At 67.6% G+C, this 18142-nt stretch carries 16 protein-coding genes; 2 read left to right on the top strand and 14 right to left on the bottom strand.

The annotated features are described in order from the left end of the window. Positions 1-5: 5 nt before the first annotated feature. From nuoH to TA3x_RS04700, 9 genes are all read right to left on the bottom strand, one after another. Complete coding sequence (gene nuoH, locus TA3x_RS04740) at positions 6-1088, bottom strand: NADH-quinone oxidoreductase subunit NuoH (protein WP_435018956.1); 1083 nt, start codon at positions 1086-1088, stop codon at positions 6-8. A 73-nt stretch (positions 1089-1161) separates the two neighbouring features. Then, positions 1162-2946 carry a molybdopterin-dependent oxidoreductase gene (locus tag TA3x_RS04735; protein WP_435018955.1) on the bottom strand — a complete coding sequence of 595 codons (1785 nt, stop codon included), beginning with the start codon at positions 2944-2946 and terminating at the stop codon, positions 1162-1164. Between the two features lie 106 nt (positions 2947-3052). Further along, positions 3053-4447, bottom strand: coding sequence for an NADH-quinone oxidoreductase subunit NuoF (gene nuoF, locus TA3x_RS04730; protein ID WP_435018954.1), 1395 nt, complete (start codon positions 4445-4447; stop codon positions 3053-3055). Between the two features lie 87 nt (positions 4448-4534). Further along, on the bottom strand, positions 4535-5089 hold the full coding sequence (locus TA3x_RS04725; RefSeq protein ID WP_435018953.1) for an NAD(P)H-dependent oxidoreductase subunit E: 555 nt from the start codon (positions 5087-5089) through the stop codon (positions 4535-4537). Positions 5090-5149: 60 nt separating this feature from the next. Then, positions 5150-6370, bottom strand: a complete 1221-nt coding sequence (nuoD, locus tag TA3x_RS04720) for an NADH dehydrogenase (quinone) subunit D (RefSeq protein ID WP_435018952.1) — start codon at positions 6368-6370, stop codon at positions 5150-5152. A gap of 61 nt (positions 6371-6431) precedes the next feature. Continuing rightward, on the bottom strand, positions 6432-6965 hold the full coding sequence (locus TA3x_RS04715) for an NADH-quinone oxidoreductase subunit C (RefSeq protein WP_435018951.1): 534 nt from the start codon (positions 6963-6965) through the stop codon (positions 6432-6434). 51 nt (positions 6966-7016) lie between these two features. After that, positions 7017-7655 carry an NADH-quinone oxidoreductase subunit B gene (locus TA3x_RS04710; protein WP_435022293.1) on the bottom strand — a complete coding sequence of 213 codons (639 nt, stop codon included), beginning with the start codon at positions 7653-7655 and terminating at the stop codon, positions 7017-7019. Between the two features lie 65 nt (positions 7656-7720). Then, a complete protein-coding gene (locus TA3x_RS04705; RefSeq protein ID WP_435018950.1) occupies positions 7721-8137 on the bottom strand; it encodes an NADH-quinone oxidoreductase subunit A in 417 nt (138 codons plus the stop codon). Positions 8138-8371: 234 nt separating this feature from the next. Further along, complete coding sequence (locus TA3x_RS04700) at positions 8372-9151, bottom strand: hypothetical protein (RefSeq protein ID WP_435018949.1); 780 nt, start codon at positions 9149-9151, stop codon at positions 8372-8374. Between the two features lie 585 nt (positions 9152-9736). Here TA3x_RS04700 and TA3x_RS04695 point away from each other — a divergent pair. After that, positions 9737-11062: a hypothetical protein gene (locus tag TA3x_RS04695; protein WP_435018948.1), complete on the top strand. Its 1326-nt coding sequence runs from the start codon at positions 9737-9739 to the stop codon at positions 11060-11062. A gap of 10 nt (positions 11063-11072) precedes the next feature. On the opposite strand, the gene proB is transcribed toward TA3x_RS04695, so the two are convergent. Continuing rightward, positions 11073-12209, bottom strand: coding sequence for a glutamate 5-kinase (proB, locus tag TA3x_RS04690; protein ID WP_435018947.1), 1137 nt, complete (start codon positions 12207-12209; stop codon positions 11073-11075). Between the two features lie 260 nt (positions 12210-12469). Between proB and TA3x_RS04685 the strand changes: the two genes are divergently transcribed. Then, positions 12470-14059, top strand: coding sequence for an amidophosphoribosyltransferase (locus TA3x_RS04685; protein WP_435018946.1), 1590 nt, complete (start codon positions 12470-12472; stop codon positions 14057-14059). Between the two features lie 16 nt (positions 14060-14075). Here the strand turns inward: TA3x_RS04685 and TA3x_RS04680 are convergent, their stop codons facing one another. The 4 genes from TA3x_RS04680 to TA3x_RS04665 all read right to left on the bottom strand — a co-directional run bounded on the left by TA3x_RS04680 (position 14076) and on the right by TA3x_RS04665 (position 17962). Next, positions 14076-15287, bottom strand: coding sequence for a PDZ domain-containing protein (locus tag TA3x_RS04680; RefSeq protein ID WP_435018945.1), 1212 nt, complete (start codon positions 15285-15287; stop codon positions 14076-14078). Between the two features lie 48 nt (positions 15288-15335). Beyond that, positions 15336-16007 carry a hypothetical protein gene (locus TA3x_RS04675; RefSeq protein WP_435018944.1) on the bottom strand — a complete coding sequence of 224 codons (672 nt, stop codon included), beginning with the start codon at positions 16005-16007 and terminating at the stop codon, positions 15336-15338. Next, positions 16004-16546, bottom strand: coding sequence for an RNA polymerase sigma factor (locus TA3x_RS04670; RefSeq protein ID WP_435018943.1), 543 nt, complete (start codon positions 16544-16546; stop codon positions 16004-16006). The genes TA3x_RS04675 and TA3x_RS04670 overlap by 4 nt, the downstream gene beginning before the upstream one ends. 63 nt (positions 16547-16609) lie before the next feature. Then, positions 16610-17962 carry an RsmB/NOP family class I SAM-dependent RNA methyltransferase gene (locus tag TA3x_RS04665; RefSeq protein WP_435018942.1) on the bottom strand — a complete coding sequence of 451 codons (1353 nt, stop codon included), beginning with the start codon at positions 17960-17962 and terminating at the stop codon, positions 16610-16612. Positions 17963-18142: the final 180 nt, after the last annotated feature.

Below are 18142 nucleotides of genomic sequence, written 5' to 3'. Positions count from 1 at the left end.
TCAGTTCAAGCGAACTTCAAACCCACCCATTCGCGAAGGGCGTAGACGATGATCGCCGTCAGGGTCAGATTGACCAGGGCCAGCGGGATCATCCGCTTCCAGGCGAGGTCCATCAAGGTGTCGTACCGGAAGCGGGGCAGGGTCCAGCGGATCCACATGATGAAGATGATCAGGAACCCGACCTTGCCGCAGACGACCGCCACCTTGGCCAGTGCGGGAATCCAACCGGTCTGGTTCTGGTCGAGCAGGAACGGGAGGTCCCATCCGCCCAGGAACAGGATCGTGATTAGGAAGCTGACCGTGATCACGTGGAGATATTCGCCGAGGAAGAACATGCCGAACTTCATCGCCGAGTATTCCGTGTGGAACCCGCCGACCAGTTCCTGCTCCGACTCGGGCAAGTCGAACGGCAGTCGGTTCGTCTCGGCGAACCCGGCGATCAGGAACAGGAGGAACCCGATCGGCTGGGCGAAGACGCCCCAGACGTGGCGGTCCTGCCAGTTGACGATCGCGTTCAGGTCGAGCGAGCCGGCCAGCAGGACCATGCCCAGGATCGACATCCCCAGGGGGATCTCATAGCTGATCAGCTGGGCGCTGGAGCGGAGGCCGCCGATGAACGAGTACTTGCTGTTCGAGGCCCATCCGGCCAGGATGACCCCGTAAACGCCCAGCGATCCGATCGACAGGATGTAGAGGATCCCGATGTCGACATTGGGGGCGATCTGGAAGTCGAGCCTGCGGTCCAGGAACGGCAAGATGGGTGCCGAAGCCCCCACCGGCCCGAACGGCACGACCGCGAAGCCGATCATTGCGGCGATGATCGCGATCGCCGGCGCCAGGATGTAGACCGGCGTCGAGACATACTTCGGCGTGACGTCCTCCTTGAGGATCATCTTGGCGCCGTCGACGAGCGGCTGGATCAGCCCGAACGGCCCGACCCGGTTGGGGCCGATGCGGTCCTGGGCCCAGGCGGCGATCTTGCGCTCGACCAGGATCAAGTAGGCGACGGTGCCCTGGCTGATCCCGACGACCGCGAGGATCAGCCCCATGGGGATCGCGAGGTTCCAAAATGAGTCCCAGAACGTCATCGGCCGCTCGCCTTTCTCAATCCCGGAAGAAGACCATCAACCGCTTCAGATCCGATTCGTCCCAATGTCAGCCTCATGCGTTCACGTCGCCCTTCGGGCTCGGTTCGCCGGGCCGATCTCCCCGGAATCCGCGGGGGGCCTGCCACGGGTCGACGTAACCGACGGCGACCAACTCGGGCTTACCGTCCGCCTGTCCCTCGCCGATCGGCAGGCCGAAGGCGGGGACAACCCCGTCGGCGAACGCCGCGAAGGCGGGGATCGCGGCGGCGACCTCGGTGAGGATGTCGCGCGACCGGACCGGGCCGCCCGTCCGGCCTTTCAGGATGGCGAACAGGTCGAGATCCGGCAAGGACCCATCGCGGGGCGGCAAGGATGCCTCGGCATACTGGAGGCGTCCCTGGGCATTGACGTAGCACCCGGCCTTCTCGGCAAAAGTCGCGCCGGGGAGGACGATGTCGGCGGCCTGGGCCAGCGGTGTGACCGTGGTGTCCTGGACGATCAGCAGGGCGACGCCGGCCCGGAGGGCCTGGGCGGCGGGCTCGTCGATCCAGGGTTCCAGGGCGTCGGAAGCGACGTACAGGCCCTGGAACTCGCCGGAGGCCACGCGGGCGGAGATCGACTCGAACGGGATGACCTCGCCCTGGACGTGGGCGAGGACCGCCTCGACGCCCTTGCGATTCGGGCATTTTTCGGCGTGGATCGTGAACGGGCGAGGGGTGATGAAGCTGGTGTCGCCGCCCCGGCCCGTCCGCAGGTCGGGCGTGAACGTGGTGTCCTCGCCCCGGACCGGCACCGGGCCGATGGCAAGCACGTTGGCCGGGTTCAGTTCCTTGAGGTAGGTGGCCATCAGGTAAGCCTCCTCGACCGTCAGGAACGGCGAGATCACGCCGGCGACGACCCCGCCCGATCGGCCGAGTTCGCCCAGGGCCTGGCCCGCGCGGTTGATCGCCTGGTCGAGCGGGATCGATCCCAGGTTGCCGCCGTCGCGGCCGTAGGCCGAGGTGAGCAGGCCCGGGTCGTTGGCGGCCTTGTAGCTGAGCCGTCCCTCGTCGCAGATCCAGTGGTCATTGACCTCGGGATTGAAGCGGGGGGTGAACCGCCAGATCTGCCCGCGGTTTTCCTCGACCTTGACGTTGCATCCGGTCGAGCAGCGGGTGCAGATCCCGTCGTGCTTGGACAGGAACCACGCCCTCTGCTTGTGGAGGAAGTCCTTGTCCAGGAGAGCCCCGACCGGGCAGAGGTCGACGACGTTGCCGGAGAGGGGGTTGTCGATCGGCTCGCCCGGGAAGACGTCGATCTCGGCATGATTGCCGCGCCGCATCACCTGCAATTCGCTCGTGTGAGTGATCTCGCGAGTGAACCGGACGCACCGGGTGCACATGATGCACCGGTCCTGATTCAGCTGGATCAGGTCGGAGACATCCTTGCGCGGGTTGACGACCCGCTCCTCGACGAACCGGTGGTTCGACTGGCCATACTCGAAGCTATAATCCTGGAGGCCGCACATCCCGGCCTGGTCGCAGACGGGGCAATCGAGCGGATGGTTGATCAGGAGATACTCCATGATCATCCGCTGATGCTCCTTGACCTTGGGGCTGTCGGTGACGACCACGGTCCCGTCCTTGGCCGGGGTCTGGCACCCGGGGACGAGCTTGGGGATCATCTTGATCTCGCCGGTCTTCGGATCCTTGGACCCGACCTCGACCTCGCACATCCGGCAGTTGGCCACCACGGAGAGGGCGGGGTGCCAGCAGTAGTAGGGGATGTCGACCCCGACCCGCTTCGCGGCCTGGATGGCGTTGAGCTTCTCGCCCTCGGGGAGCGTGTGTTCCTGGCCGTTGATGATGATGGTCGCCATCGGGATTCCTTCGAGGGGCTCCGACATCCAAGCCCGGCCGTTGGGGTCCGGCCGGGGTCCGGCCAGCGGGCGAGGAGGAAATTCCAACCGATCGTTCAGATACGTGTCAGGACGCGTGCGGCGAACGCAGGGCGCCGCTCGGGCTCGGCAGGATCTGCAACGAGGTGTTCGTCGGATCCGCCGGGACGCCGGCCGCGATCGAACGCTGCAGCGGGGTGACCATGCCGGGCTTGGCCTGGTGGTCCCGGATGTAGGCGTCGAACTCGGGGCGGAACTTGGTCAGGACGTTCTTGATCGGCCAGGCGGCCCCGTCGGCGAGACCGCAGATCGTGGTGCCCGGGGTCAGGCCGAGGTTGTTGGCCATCTGGAGCATGATGTCCCAGTCCTCGACCCGGCCGCCGCCCGCCTTGATCCGCTTGAGCGTCTTGTAGATCCAGCCCGTCCCCTCGCGGCACGGGGTGCACTGGCCGCAGCTCTCGTGGGCGAAGAATCGCTCGACATTGTAGAGGTAGTCGACCATGCTGGTCGTCTCGTCCATGACCGTCAGGGCGGCGGTGCCCAGGCCGAGGCAGCCGGTCTTGCGGATGTCCTCGAAGTCGAGCTTGACGTCGAACTCGTCGGCCGACATGACGCCCATGCTGATCCCGCCCGGGACGGCGGCCTTGGCCTTGCGGCCCTTCCAGATCCCGCCGGCATGTTCCTCGATCAACTCGCGGGTCGTCACGCCCAGGGGCAGCTCGACGCAGACCTGCTTGTTGACGTGGCCGGAGACGCAGTACAGCTTGGGGCCGTAGCTCTTGGGCGTGCCGATCGACTTGAACCAGTCGGCCCCCCGCTCGATGATGTGCGGGACGCAGGCCAGGGTCTCGACGTTGTTGACGACCGTCGGCTTGCGGAACGCACCTTCGATGGCTGGGAAGGGCGGCTTGATCCGGGGCCAGCCCCGCTTGCCTTCGAGGCTCTCGATCAGCCCCGTCTCCTCGCCGCAGATGTAGGCCCCGGCGCCCCGGTGGACGTAGATCTCCAGGTCGAAGCCCGACCCGTAGATGTTCTTGCCCAGATGCCCGGCCGCGCGGGCCTCGGCGATCGCCCGTTCCAGGACGTGGAAGGCGTGGATGTACTCGAACCGGACGTAGATGTAAGCGGTGGTCGCCTTGGTCGCGAAGCAGCCGATGAGGATGCCTTCGAGGAACTGGTGCGGGTCCAGTTCCATGAGCAGGCGATTATTGAAGGTCGCCGGCTCGCTCTCGTCGCCATTGATGCACATGAGGGTTTCCACCCGATCTTTCGGGAGGAAACTCCACTTCAGGCCGCAGGGGAAGCCGGCCCCGCCGCGGCCGCGCAGCTCCGAATCCTTGACGATCTGGACCACCTTGTCGGGGTCCAATTCGGTCAAAGCCTTGCGGGACGCCTGGTAGCCGCCGCGCGACTCGTAGACGGGGAGGGTGTGGGCGTCGGGGACGGCCCAGTTCCGGGTCAGGACGGGCTCAAACTGGGCCATGTTCGCAGCCTCCACGGGCGTCGAGGACGATCAACCGACGCGTGCGATCTCGGGCCGGGCGGAGCCGAGCGATGATGAGAAGTTCGTTCATGATTTCCGGGCCGCGGCCGGGTGGCCCACCGGGGCGAGTTGCGTGGGGTCGACGGGTCCGCGGCGGACCTCTTCGATCATGGCGTCGACCTTCTCCGGGGTGAGCGGGCCGAAGATCCGACCGTCATCGGCCAGGGCCGCCGGGGCGAAGTCGCAGATCCCCAGGCACTCGGCGAATTCGACCGTAACCTTGCCGTCGGGGGTCGTCTGCCCGGACCGGACGCCCAATCGGCTGCAGGCGTGCTCCAGCATCTCCTCGCCGCCCGTGAGCATGCACGAGATCGAGCGGCAGATCCAGACCCGGACGTCGCCGATGGGGGCCTGAGGGAAGAACCCGTAGAAGCTCATGGTGTCATGGACTTCGGCGGGGGTGATCTCCAGGATCTCGGCGATCTCGGCCATCGCCTTGAACGGGACGCACCGCAGGTGCTCGTGGACGATGTGCATCGCCGGGAGCGTCACCGCCTTCTTGCTCGGATAGCGGGGGATGTACGACCGGATCTTGTCCCGGATCGCATCGGAGAGCATCGGAGTCGTCGCTTCGGCGGCCATCGGTCGGATTCCCTCGATTCCCGGATCGGATCATGCCTGGGCAGAAATTGCGCCCCCGGCTCAGCGATCCAGCTCGGCGGCGATGATGTTCAGGCTACCCAGGATGGCCACGATGTCGGCGATCAGGTGATCCTTGATGATGTGCGGGAACACCTGGAAATGGATGAACGAGGGCGGCCTGGTCCGGGTCCGCCACGCGGTCTGGCTACCGTCGGCGACCAGGTAGTAGCCCAGCTCGCCGTTGGAACTCTCGATCGCGGCGTAGACCTCGTTGACCGGCGAGGCGACCCCACGGTTGGGCATGATCAGCTCGAAATGCTGGATCAGCCCTTCCATGCTGTTGTAGACGGTCCCCTTGTCGGGCAGGGGGAACTTCTCGGCGATCGGGGCATTCACCGGGCCACCCGGCAGATTTTCCAGCGCCTGGGTGACGATCCGGATGCTCTGGCGGATCTCTTCGAGGCGAACCTGGAACCGGGCGTAGCTGTCCCCTTCGGTGGCGTAGGGGACCTCGAAATCGAACTCGTTGTAGGCGAGGTACGGCTCGTCCTTGCGGAGGTCGTAGGTCACGCCGCTGGCCCGGGCGATCGGCCCGGTGCAGCAGAGGCTGATCGCATCCTGCTTGGTCAGGACGCCGACGCCCCGGACGCGATCCAGGAAGATCCGGTTGCGGAGGACCAGCTTCTCGGTATCCGCGAGGGCCTTGGGCAGGCTGTTCAGGACCGTGCGGATCCGGTTGATGACGCGGTCGTTGAAGTCGTGGAGCACGCCGCCGACCCGGGTGTAGCCCGGATGGAAGCGATAGCCCGACATCTCCTCGTAGACGTCGTAGATCAGCTCACGCTGATTGAAGCAGAACAGGAACGCCGTGAATGCACCCAGGTCCAGCGCCGCAGCCCCGACGCAGAGCAGGTGGTCGCTGATCCGGGCGAGTTCGCCGATGATGACGCGGATGTACTGGCAACGCTTGGTCAGCTCGACGTCGAGGAGTTTCTCCACGGCGTGGTGCCAGGCCACTTCGTTCAACGGCGGGCTGATGTAGTTCTTGCGGTCGGCGATCGTGACGTACTGATTGAAGTTCAGGTGTTCGCCGAGTTTTTCGAACCCCGAGTGGAGATACCCGATGTCCGGGGTCGCCTTGACGATCCGCTCGCCGTCCAGTTCCAGGATCAGGCGGAGGGTCGTGTGGGTCGCCGGGTGTTGCGGGCCGAAGTTGAGCGTCCAGTGGAACTGGCTCGGTTCAACGTCGATTTCGGGGTCGTCGAGCAGATTGGCCGGCATGGTCGTTTCACCTGCGTGGGCGGCGCTTCGTCCAGTGTTCGATCGTCGATCAAGGCGGGGTTCAGGATTCGTCGCGGGTCAGGCGCGGGAAGTTGTGCCGTTCGCCGCGGCCTCGGAGGGGATAATCCTTGCGGAGCGGATAGGCGGTGAACTCCTCGGGCATGAGGATCCGCCGGAGGTCGGGGTGTCCCTCGAACCGGATCCCGTACATGTCGAAGACTTCGCGTTCCATCCAGTCGGCCCCGAGCCAGAGCGGCACGGCCGAGGGGATCGTCGGGTTGGGGTCGTCGACCCCGACCTTGAGGATCACCCGCTCGGTCGTGTCGTAGTTCAGGAGGACGTAATGGACCTCGAATCGGGGCGATCCGGCCGGCCGCTCGGGATAGCCGAGGTAGTCGGCACCGCCCACCTCGGAGAGGAGCCCGAAGCCCCCCTCGTCGCGGAGCGTCCGCAGGACCTCGATCAGGCGATCGGCGGGGACGTAGATCCGCAGGTTGTCCCGGAACGTCGCCGTCGCCACGCCGTCGCCCAGGAGGCGCGACAGGATGGCCATGGTCTTGGCGTGGGGATCGGTGGTCGTCGCGGCCTCGGTCACGTTGCGTCCCTCGTCATGCTCGCCCGGTTCGGTTCTCGCCGCCGGTCACGTTCACTTGGTCTCGTCGCCGCCGACCAGGGAGATCCCGCCGGGGAGGCGATAGCCGAACCGATCCTCGTCGCCGCGCTCGCTGGCGGTGGCCAGCCCGGGGCGGAGGTGGGCCTTCTCCTGGATCATCCGCTCGCGTTCCATCAGCTCGGGCAGGCCGTTGTTCCCCGCGAGGGTCCCGCCCTTCTGGATCTTGGCCTGGAGGTCCATCACCGCCCGGAGGATCTGCTCGGGGCGCGGCGGGCATCCGGGGATGTAGACATCGACGGGCATGAAGCGGTCGGCGCCCTGGACCACCGCGTAGGTGTCGAAGATCCCGCCGGTCGAGGCACAGGCCCCCATGCTGATGCACCACTTCGGCTCGGGCATCTGGAGCCAGATCCGCTGGAGGACCGGCATCATCTTCATGGCGATCCGGCCGGCGATGATCATCAGGTCGCACTGCCGGGGGCTGAACCGCATCACCTCGGCGCCGAACCGGGCGAGGTCGAACCGGCTGGCGCCGACCGCCATCAGCTCGATCCCGCAGCAGGCCGTGGCGAAGGGCATCGGCCACAGGCTGTTCTTGCGGCAGTAGTTCACCACCTGGTCGAGCGAGGTGAGGATCGCGTTCTCGGGGACCTCGATCGCCCCCTTGGGCATGAGCCCGGGGACCGATCCGGTCGGGTTGGCGGCCGGAGTGCCCGGGCCGCCGACCGTGGGAATTCCTAACGCCATTCGAACACCCCTTTTTTCCAGGCATAAGCGAACGCGGCGGCCAGCACGGCGATGAACACCAGGATCTCGCCGAAGACCAGCCCGCGGAACTCGGCCGGGATGCCCGAGGCCGCGCCGCCGGCCATGGCCAACGCGTCCGGGCTGTTCAGGCCCCAGAAGCCGACCGCCCAGGGATAGAGGAACAGAAGCTCCACGTCGAACAGGAGGAAGACGATCGCCACCAGGTAGTAGCGGATGTCGAACCGTTGCCGGGCATCGCCGATCGGGTCCATCCCCGACTCGTACGGCATCTGCTTGACCTTGGTGGTCTTCCGGGGCCCGAGGATGGCGCTCAGCCCCAGCATGCTGGCCGCCGTGAAGATGGCGACCAGGATGAACAGGAAGATCGGCGTGAATTCCGTTCCCATGAGTGCCGGGTCCGCAAGAGCGAAACGACCGCTTTGTGAAGAGTTTCACAAAGTCGGACCAAAAAGATCCCGGCTCAGGCCGGGATGGATACGCCTCTCGGGCGAGGCGATGATAAGCCCAGGTCTTCGGGTCACAACCGGGGGCCGAGTCGTTCTTTCGGCCGGCTTCATGTCCCGGGGCTGATTGTATAGCGGACGGGGGCCTCCGTCAAAGGGGCAGGACATTTCCGCGGCTCAACGCGGGTCGGGGACCGGTGCGGCCGGGGCGGGAGAAGGGGTCGAGGTACGTGGGCGGCTCGGCCTGGGTGCGGGGGCCGACCCGGATGGGGACCGCCCGATTCCGATCGGGTAGGGGACCTCACCTGCCGGCGCGGACGAGGACGCGGGTGGGGGTGGGGGTGGCGGGGCCGTATCGCCGGTCGCCGGCGCGTCCGCAACCCTGGGGGTTGCCGCCTTGTTCGAGGCCGATTTGGCATTGGCGGTGCCGCGGCTCGCGGCCTTGGGCCGGGGTGCCGTCAGGGAGTCCTGGTCGATCTGGCGGAGCAACCGGGCACGCTTGGCCGGATCGGCCTCCTTCAGGGCCTCGGCGTAAGCCTGCTCGCGACGCTTCGCGCGGGCCGCGAACTCCTGATCGGCCTTGGTGTTGTTCGGCTTGTAGACACGATTGTACTGCTCATCGTACTGGCGGAACGTCCGATAGTAGGGGACCCCGGGCGCGGACGCACCCCGCTTGACGCCGGGCTCCGCCGGCTCATCGAAGCGATCGAAGTATTGTTCGAATTGATTCGCCCGCGAGATCGGTCGCTCTCCCAGGGGCATGGCCTGGATCCTGGCCTGCCCGGGCAGGGCGGGGTTATTCGAGTACATCGGGATGGCGAACTCCCGGTAGTCGGGATAGCCCGAGTTTCCATAGGGATTGAATACGTTGCCTTGCCCGAAGCTCAGGGCGGGCAAAGACCCCAGCGCGAACCAGCCCATCATGAGCCAGGCGTTTCGGCCAATGATCCGTTTCATCTGATCCCCCCATGTAGGAGCCACCAACCGCCATCCGATTTCCGCAGGGCCGGTCTCGACGATGGAAAGCTCCATCCATCCGCAAGATGCAGGTCCGGTGCCGGAGACCCCTTGAGCGATCGGTCTCAAGGATGAGCGTACCACGCCCGCTTGTGGCTCTCAGGGAATTTCCTCGGGAGTTCTTGCCCGGCGGAATTCGACCCTTTCTACAACTATATGACGATCATCCCTCCAGCTGGAGTCTCCCGACACCTCATCTCTCTTCGAGATGCGGAACATCCGTTCTGAGTGCGGCGCTCACCGACGCCCGTGATGCGAGATTGAACCGGGGCAAGGAGTTGGGAAAGGAAGTCTGCAAGCCGGATCTCTGAGATCGGTCCCGGGCGGTCGACTCGATCGTGGGGCCAAGCCAGCACCGGCATCCGGTTCGCGGTGGAGAAATTCGACCCCGATCCGATCATGCGTGAATCGCGACGTTTCGCGATGGACCGGGTGGATCGATGGGTTATGATTCGAGGATTGGAGCGGGGCACCGGGCCGATCCTCTCCCCGGCAGCCGACCTCGCCCCTCATCGGAGTGCCTCGATGTACATCGTGCCCTTGGCGATGGTCGTGATCCTGTCGGCTGGAGTTCCCGCCGAAACCGCCTCGCTCGTCGAAGACCTCGGTTCGAGTCGTTATGCCCGGCGCGAGGCCGCCGGGGCGGCGTTGGTGAAGCTCGGGCCGGCGGCCGTCCCCGCCCTTCGGGTCGCAGCGGGATCGACCGACCCCGAGGTCCGGGCCCGCTCGGCGGAGATCCTCAGACGGATCGAAGCGGGGTCGCTGACGCTCCCGACGATGATCGGGCTCGACTTCGAAGATATACCGCTCGCCGAGGCGATCGCGTCGGTCAATGCCCAGGCCAGGCTCAACCTGGTCATGGTGTCGGCCGACGATCCGGCCTGGAGGGAGTCCCGGGTGGATTGCCGCTCCAACGGCCCGGTCCCGTTCTGGACGGCGATCGACCTGCTCTGCTCCGCCGGCCGGATCCGCCACGACCCGGCGGAGGTCGGCCGCCCGGGGCTGGGCGACGCGGCATTCCCGCTGCGGCTCGGCGCCGCCGTGGATCCCGGGCTGACGTCGGACAGCGGGCCGTTCCGTGTCCAGCTGGCCAGCATCCATTTCCAGAGCGATTTGCCGCTGACCCGGAACGCGAGACCGTCCGGATCCCGCCGGGCGGCGACCGTGGATGCCCAGGCCCGCCGCCAGTTCTACCTCCAGGTCATCGTCGCGGCTGAGCCCAGGCTGAAGGTGGCCCAGGACGGGCCGGTGCGGATCACCCAGGCGGTGGACGATCGGGGCAACTCCCTCCTGGCGCCCACCGGGGTGTCGGAGACGCTCCGCTCTTCGGGCTATCTCGGGGTGAGTTCGTCGCCGTCGCTCCATCTCCGGGTCGACCTGTCCCGGCCCGATGCCAAAGCCGAGCAGATCGGGGTACTCCGCGGCGAGGTCCCGGTCGTGGTCACGGCCCGCAAGGCCGGGGCGACGGCCATCCCGCTGGGCCGAGCCGTCGGCCGGTCGTTCCGAGACGACCGGGGGACCTGCACGGTGGAAGCCGTGCGGCCGGCGACGGCGGATCGTCCGTGCGAGATCGACCTGGCGATCCGGAACCTCCCCGGTTCCGGCGAGCCAACGGGCGATGGCGGCCCCTTCCGCGCCGGGCCGAGCCCGGAGCGAATCGAGATCCTGGACGAGCGGGGCGGGGTCCTCCCCTGGTTCCCCACCCGCACCTCGTTCGACGGCGAGGTATCCCGCACGACGATCGCCCTGGCCGCCCCGGGATCTCCCCGACCGGACTCGATCCGGTTCCACGAGATCCACCTGGCCCGGACCGCCGTCCCCTTCGAGTTCCGCTCGATCGCCATGCCCTGATCGGGCCAGGTCACACGGTCAGGACGAGGTTGTCCTTGTGGATCACCTCGGCGTAGAGGGTGGCCCCGAGGACCTGTCGGGCCTGATCGGTCCGGAGCCCGCGGACCTGCCGGGCGTCCGGGGCGGCGAAGTTGGTCAGGCCCCGGGCGAACTCGGCCCCTTCCAGGTCGCGGACGCTGATGACGTCCCCCTTCTCGAAATCGCCCACGACGTCGATCACGCCGATGGACAGGAGGCTCTTGAGCCCGGATTCCAACGCCTGGCGGGCGCCGGCATCGACGACGATGTGGCCCTTGGGCCGAGCCGTCAGGCCGATCCAGCGTTTGCGTGCCCCCTGGGTCTGCCCCTTGGCCAGGAACAGGGTCCCGACAGCCTCGCCGTTCAGGATCCGGGTGAGCGGTTCGGGCTTCTTGCCCGAGGCGATGATGACCGAGCCGCCGGCCCGGGTGACCAGCCCCGCCGCCTGGAGCTTGCTCCGCATCCCACCGGTGCCCAGGCTGCTCTTGCTGTCACCGGCCAGGCCGAGGGCCTCGTCGAGATTGGCGACCAGCGGGACGACTTCGCCCATCCCGGAGGCGCCGGGGTCGGAGCGGCAGAGGCCGTCGACCACGCTCAGGATCACCAGGAGGGGGGCCTGGAGCAGGTTGGCGACCATGGCCGCGAGCTTGTCGTTGTCGCCGAACTTGATCTCGTCGACGCTGATCGTGTCATTCTCGTTGATCACCGGCACGGCGTCGTATTCGAACAACGCGGTCAGGGTGTTCCGCATGTTGAGGTAGCGGGCCCGGCTGTCGAAGTCCTCGTGCGTCAGGAGGAGCTGGGCGGCATGGCGGCCGTGCCGGCGGAACCCCTCGTCGTACGCGCGGATCAGGAACGACTGGCCGACGGCGGCGGCGGCCTGGAGCTGGCGGAGGTTGTCGGGCCGGCGGGCCAGGCCGAGCTGGCCGATCCCGGCCGCGACGGCTCCGGAACTGACCAGGGCCACCCGCCTTCCGGTCGCGGAGATGGCGCTGATCTGTTCGGCGAGATGGCCGATCCTCTCCGGGTCGAGCGTGCCATCGGGGCCGGTCAGGACGCTGGAGCCCACCTTGACCACCCAGGTGCGGGCCCCGAGCACCACGTCATCACGGACCAGATCGCGAGCCATCGGCGGATCGACCTTTCGAGGAATGCCCTACGGAATCGGATCCGGGGCGACGCCGGGGCGCGATGCATTCCCGCGACTCTCCGAAGCGTCCCGGACCAAGACTTCGTCCGTGAAGGTTGTCGGTAGGGAGTGACGACATTATAGTTGACCGTGCGATTCCTCCTAGCCGAACCCCCCTCCACGGCCGTGCGTCTCGTGGTCTCACATCCCAGTCCCGGCATTGCCAGCCGGGTGTCCTTACCGGGGTCCGACCGAAGATCATGGGCGAAATGTTCCACGAGTGCGGCGTGGCTGCGGTTTATCACCACCATGCCCGCGGTCACGCCACCTCTCGCCTCGCACCGATTGCCGGCGAACCCAACAGCGTCGCCCGACTGGTGCCCCGGATGTTGCTCGACATGCAGAACCGGGGGCAGCTCGCCTCGGGCATGTCCAGCTTCAATCCCAATCGCCGGGCATTGATCAAGACGCACAAGGAACTCGGCACCGTCGCCGAGGGATTTCGGCTCAACCACAAGCCGAAGTTCGAGGCGATCATGCGCGGGCAGGACGGCCCGGCGGCGATCGGCCACGTCCGGTACGCCACCTGCGGCGGCGACGATCGCAGCCTGGCCCAGCCCTTCGAACGCGAGCATGGCCGCAAGGGGAAGTGGTTCGCCTTCGCCTTCAATGGCCAGTTGACCAATTACCACGAGCTGCGGCGCGACCTGCTGGCCAAGGGGGATTACCACCTCAAGCGGGACACCGACACCGAGATCCTGATGCACTCGCTGAGCTACGAGTTGCAGGATCAGGGGCCGAACATCGACTGGGTGAGCGTCTTCGGCAACCTCGCGGAACGGTTCGACGGGGCCTACAACGTCGTCCTCCTGACCGCGACCGGCGACCTGGTCGTCGCCCGCGACCCGCTCGGGTTCCACCCGCTCTGCGTGGCCGAGGACGGCCCCCTGTTCGCCGCCGCGAGCGAGAGCGTCCCCCTGGCCAATCTCGGATTCCAGGGGATCCGGTCGCTGGAGCCGGGGATGCTCGCCGTGGCCAACGCCGACGGCGTCCGGTACGAGCGGTTCGCCCCCGCGCCGAAACACGCCCACTGCTTCTTCGAGTGGATCTACTTCGCCAATGTCGCCAGCACCCTGGATGACCGCTCGGTCTACCTGAGCCGCGCGGCGTTGGGCAAGGAACTGGCCCGGCTGGAAGACGTGCCCCGCGACGCCGGGACGATCGTGGTCCCCGTGCCGGACACCGCCAAGGGGGCCGCCGACGCGATGGCCTTCGAGTTGGGCCTGCCCTCGGTCGAGGGGCTGATGCGGAACCGCTACGTCGGCCGGACCTTCATCGAAGGGACCGCCGACCGCGCCGCCAAGGCCCGCCTCAAGTACACCCCGCTGCCCGAGGTCCTGTCCGGCAAGCGGGTCCTGCTGGTCGAGGACAGCATCGTCCGCTCGACGACGATGCGGGCCCTGGTCCACGAGATCCGCGACCGGGGAGGGGCGAGGGAGATCCACCTCCGCGTCGCCTGCCCGCCGATCATCGCCCCGTGCTTCTACGGGATCGACATGTCGACCCGGGACGAGTTGTTCGCCCCCCGGTTCTCCGACATGCCCGACGGCGGCGTCTCGGAGGAGGCCCAGCAGCGGATGGCGAAGGAACTCGGTGCCGATAGCCTCCGCTATCTCCCCGTCGATGCCATCGCCCGGTCGGTGGGGCTCTCCTCCGACCGGCTCTGCCGGGCCTGCGTCACCGGCCAGTACCCGACCCCGGCCGGCGAGCATCTTTACCAGATCGACGCCGTCGAGGCCGTCGCCGTCGGCGGCGACGGCCACGCCCCGCGTCGGGCCTTCGACATCTGAAGGAAGACCGGCCGGATCACTCCCGATCCGGCCGCTTCAACTCCTCGGTCGTCTTCTTGATCTCCTCGACGGCCTTGCGAATTTCCTCGACCTTGGCCGTCAGATCCTTGATGGCCGAGTCGAGGCTCTTCGCCGATCCCACGCCCGCAATCTTGGCGTTCAGGCCCTTGACGGCCTCGTCAATCTCGATGGTCATCGCTTTTGCATCGATTTCAGGGAATCGAGCTGTCCCATCCGGGCCGATCATGATCCGGGGATAACCCGGGCGACCCTCGAATTGGAACAGATAATTGCCTTTAATCTCGGCCGCTGTGACCTCACGCTTCTCGGGCGTGATCGAGACGGTCGCCTTCTTGCCGCCACGCAGGTATTCGAGCGAAAGTGCCTTGCCTTCGGACTCCAGGACCTGGCTCATCAACACGTCGGGGCTGGTCAAGGGCTTGCCGCCGATGGCGATCAGCACGTCGTTCTTGGCCAGGCCGGCCTTCGCGGCCGGGCTGTCCTTCATCACCTCGTTGACGATCAACCCGGCATCGCCCGGCAACTCGGTGAGGTGCGACCGCAGGGTCGCGTCGACCGGCGAGACCGGGACGCCGATCCAGTAGGAGCTGGTCGGTTCGTGCTTCCTCATGATGATGCGGACCGGATCGGAGGCGTTCGGCTTCTCCCCGGATTCGGTCTTGAGGGCGATCACTTCTTCCTTGCCCCCGCGGATGATCTTGACCTTCGCCGGTTTGCCGAGCTTCCTGTCGATCAGGTCCCTGGCCGAGGAAACTCCGGCCAATGGCTGATCGTCGATGGCCAGCAGGAGGTCATTCGGCTTCAACCCTGACTTGTCCGCTGGACTCTCCGGGTTGACGGCAACGACCACCACGCCCTGGCCTTCGGCCAACCCGATCTGCGACCGGATCGCCTCGCTGATCTCGGCCAGTTCGACCCCGGACCGGCCCCGGGCGTTGACAACCCACCGGAGCCGGGCGGCGTCGCGGGCCAGTTCAGCATTCTTCCTTGCCGACTCAGCCTGAGCCCGAGCGGAGAACACCCGGACTTCCGCCGCGTGTTTGGCCCTCGCCTCGTCCGCATTCTGGCGGGCCGCTGCGACCTTGGCGGCCAGATCCGGGGGGACCTTCTTTCCACCCTCGCTCGATTCCTGGCCCATGGCCCAGGCAGGGACGAACAATCCGCAGGCGATGGCGAGCAGCCATGATGCCGTGATCGGGGTCAACATGCGTCGATCTCCTTCGCGAGTGCGTCGGCCCGCCCACCGGCAAGGTGCCTAGTAAGCGTCCTGGCCGACATATTCCAGCTCCACGTTGGCCATCGGGATGGCCAATTTGCGCCCGTCGTCGAGGTTGAGCGACATCAGCCGACGCCGCTCGGCGACCTGATAACCCTCGCGCTCCCACTGGGCGCGGATGTAATCCGGGACCGTCGAGGGCCGGGATTGCAGCCACTGCTCGTCCAGGCCCGAGCCCGCCAGGATCGGCACCCGATAGCCGGGATCGCCGCCCGCCGCCTCGCCGCCCACGAGGGCCCATCCCACCTCCTTGATGGCGTCATCGTCCTCCTCCTCCGGGGCCGGGGATTCGGGCAACTCCGCCTGGGCCATGGCGATCGGGTCGCGACCGCGTTCGGTCCCGCCGAGGTGAAACCCGGCCGCGAACGTCGCGGCGATCACCCCGGCCGCGAGGGAGAGCCGGCCGAGGAGGATGGCGGCGCGTCGGGGCCGCCGATGCGAGGCCACTGGCCGGACCAGGGGAATCGGCGAGGCCGGGCCGCCCAGGACCGATCGGAACGCCTGGTCTTCGAGGAAGGCCAGGGCGCACCGGCGCCAGCCGTCGGGATCGGATTCCAGCCGGAGCAGCAGGGCCCGCCGTTCGGCCTCGCCCAGTTCGCCATCGACGAGGCGGTCGATCTGGAGGGTCAATTCGTCGCCAGGAAGCCTCATGGTCTGACCTCGATCACGTTCGAACCGGCCAAAGCATCGCGGAGCCGGCCTCGCGCCCGGTGGAGTCGGGAGACGATCGCCGCCTCGGTCTGGCCCAGTGCTTCGGCCAGTTCGCGGCACGACCAACCTTCGGTGTATTTCAGCAGCAGGATCTCGGCATCTCGGCCCGGGAGCCGGGTCAATGCCTCGCGCACCAGCATCATCCGCTCCTCGGCCAGGAGCCAGGCGAGCGGGTCGCGCTCGCCGCCCTCGACGATCCGGACCCGGCCCGCGTAGCGATCCACGAGCTTGGCCCGCCGCCCGCAGGCGCGTCGGTAGAGGAGCGCCTTGCGGATCGCGAGGCGATAGAGCCAACCGGCCGGGTTGTCGGTCTGGGCCGGGGTCGTCCGGGTCTCGCAGAGCGCGAGCGAGACCTCCTGCATCACCTCATCGACCGCCTGGCGTTCGCCGAGCCGGGCGGCCACGACCGTCCGGAGCCAGCGTTCATGCTGATCGAGGGCGGAGGTCCAGTCGGTCGGTGGGGCGGTCGGGGTCTTCATGACAACGAGAAGTTGCCGCCGACCGCCCTGGCTTGCAGCCCATCCGGGGAATTTCCCGGAGTCTCAGCCCTTGCGGATCATCCGGGCGATGAACATGGCGTCGGTGTCCGACTCCTGCGGCCAGATCTGCAGGGTGCCGTCGGTCGGCACGCCGCTGATCGGGTGCGGGAACGGGTCGAGCTGAAATTCCGGGCGATCGGCGAGGAAGCCCCGGACGACCCCCTGGGTCTCCTCCACGGTCAGGGTGCAGACCGAAAAGACCAGAGTCCCGCCCTTCCGGACCCCGTTGGCCCCGATCCGCAGGGCATGGGCCTGGGTCTCGGCCAAACGGCCGATGGCGCCGGGGTCGATGGTCCAGCGGGCGTCGGGGTTCCGTCGCCAGGTGCCGATGGCGGAGCAGGGGGCATCGACCAGCACCCCGTCGTACTTGCCCGCCTTGCCGACGACGTGCTTGCCGTCCCAGACCTTGGTGGTGATGTTGCGGAATGGGCTCCGGCGGGCGCGCCGGACCGTCTCCTTGAGCTTCGCCTCGTGGACGTCGGTCGCCACCACCAGGCCCTTGCCCTTCATGAGCGCCGCCAGGTGCAGGGCCTTGCCGCCCGCGCCGGTGCAGGCATCCCACCAGCGGTCGCCCGGGTCGGGGTCGCAAATCATCGCGACCGCCTGCGAGGCGAGGTCCTGGATCTCCAGGTCGCCGCGCTCGAAGGCGGGCAGGTGGTGGACATCGGACTCGGCGTCGATCTTGGCGGCGCGGGTCAACTTGCGATGAACCCAGGGCTTGATGCCGGTCTCGTTCAGCTCCTTCCAGGTCGCCGCCTCGTCGACGCCCTGGGCGCGGACCCAGAGCGGTGGGCGGGTCTGGAGCGAGTTGAGCAGTTCCAGGTACTTCATCTTGGGCGACCCGCCGCCCGGGGGCAGAGGCAGGTGCTGGCGGAGCCAGTCCGGGAACAGCTTCCAGGGATCGGCCACGACCGGCCGCCCCTCGTTCAGCCGCTTCCAGCCCTCGCCCCGCGCCGTCCAGTTCGGCGCATCCCCCAGCGCCAGGAGCCGGCCCGGGTCGCGCCCGATCTTCTTGGCCCAGACCCGGCAGACCGGGTGGACCGAGGTGAAGTCGAGCAGGCAGGACAGGAGCAGACGCGTCTCGATCCGCTCCTCATGGATCGTGTCGACCCAGCCCCGCCAGCGGAACAGGGCGAAGACCGCCCGGCTGACGAACCGATGGTCGGGGGCGGAGAGGTCGCGGCGATTGCGGAGTTCCCACGCCAGGGCGCGGTCGGCCCGCCGCTCGTCGGTCAGGACGGCGCGTTCGATCTTCGTGGCGATCTCGACCGTGGCCCGGGCCAGGAACTCGGGCGAGACCACGTGCGCGACCGCCCGGGCCTCGGTTTGGACCGGGGCCGGGCCCCGACGCTGCATCGGAGTGGGTCCGGGGCCACGCGAACCGGGATACTTGTGGGCCGGGGGTCCCCCCGCGGGCCCACGCTCGACCGGCCGGGGCTTGTATCCGGGCCGGGTCGACGGCGGAGGGCCGGGGTGGCCGCCGAACGGGCGGAGGTCCGGCCCCGAGCCCGGGCGGGCCTTCGACTTGGGGCCGGC

It is taken from the genome of Tundrisphaera macrotermitis (assembly GCF_051175315.1).
In the GTDB taxonomy this organism is placed as follows: domain Bacteria; phylum Planctomycetota; class Planctomycetia; order Isosphaerales; family Isosphaeraceae; genus Tundrisphaera.
Note: the sequence above shows the minus strand (reverse complement) of the source record. Positions and strands in the feature narration are given on the sequence as shown.

Bases quoted from the DNA above. Each gene is read 5' to 3' on its own strand.
- proB (WP_435018947.1), bottom strand. From the start codon at position 12,209: ATGGCTCGCGATCTGGTCCGTGATGACGTGGTGCTCGGGGCCCGCACC.
- TA3x_RS04705 (WP_435018950.1), bottom strand. From the start codon at position 8,137: ATGGGAACGGAATTCACGCCGATCTTCCTGTTCATCCTGGTCGCCATC.
- TA3x_RS04685 (WP_435018946.1), top strand. From the start codon at position 12,470: ATGGGCGAAATGTTCCACGAGTGCGGCGTGGCTGCGGTTTATCACCAC.
- TA3x_RS04725 (WP_435018953.1), bottom strand. From the start codon at position 5,089: ATGGCCGCCGAAGCGACGACTCCGATGCTCTCCGATGCGATCCGGGAC.
- TA3x_RS04670 (WP_435018943.1), bottom strand. From the start codon at position 16,546: ATGAAGACCCCGACCGCCCCACCGACCGACTGGACCTCCGCCCTCGAT.
- TA3x_RS04675 (WP_435018944.1), bottom strand. From the start codon at position 16,007: ATGAGGCTTCCTGGCGACGAATTGACCCTCCAGATCGACCGCCTCGTC.
- TA3x_RS04735 (WP_435018955.1), bottom strand. From the start codon at position 2,946: ATGGCGACCATCATCATCAACGGCCAGGAACACACGCTCCCCGAGGGC.
- TA3x_RS04710 (WP_435022293.1), bottom strand. From the start codon at position 7,655: ATGCCCAAGGGGGCGATCGAGGTCCCCGAGAACGCGATCCTCACCTCG.
- TA3x_RS04695 (WP_435018948.1), top strand. From the start codon at position 9,737: ATGTACATCGTGCCCTTGGCGATGGTCGTGATCCTGTCGGCTGGAGTT.
- nuoF (WP_435018954.1), bottom strand. From the start codon at position 4,447: ATGGCCCAGTTTGAGCCCGTCCTGACCCGGAACTGGGCCGTCCCCGAC.
- TA3x_RS04680 (WP_435018945.1), bottom strand. From the start codon at position 15,287: ATGTTGACCCCGATCACGGCATCATGGCTGCTCGCCATCGCCTGCGGA.
- TA3x_RS04700 (WP_435018949.1), bottom strand. From the start codon at position 9,151: ATGAAACGGATCATTGGCCGAAACGCCTGGCTCATGATGGGCTGGTTC.
- nuoH (WP_435018956.1), bottom strand. From the start codon at position 1,088: ATGACGTTCTGGGACTCATTTTGGAACCTCGCGATCCCCATGGGGCTG.
- nuoD (WP_435018952.1), bottom strand. From the start codon at position 6,370: ATGCCGGCCAATCTGCTCGACGACCCCGAAATCGACGTTGAACCGAGC.
- TA3x_RS04665 (WP_435018942.1), bottom strand. From the start codon at position 17,962: ATGCAGCGTCGGGGCCCGGCCCCGGTCCAAACCGAGGCCCGGGCGGTC.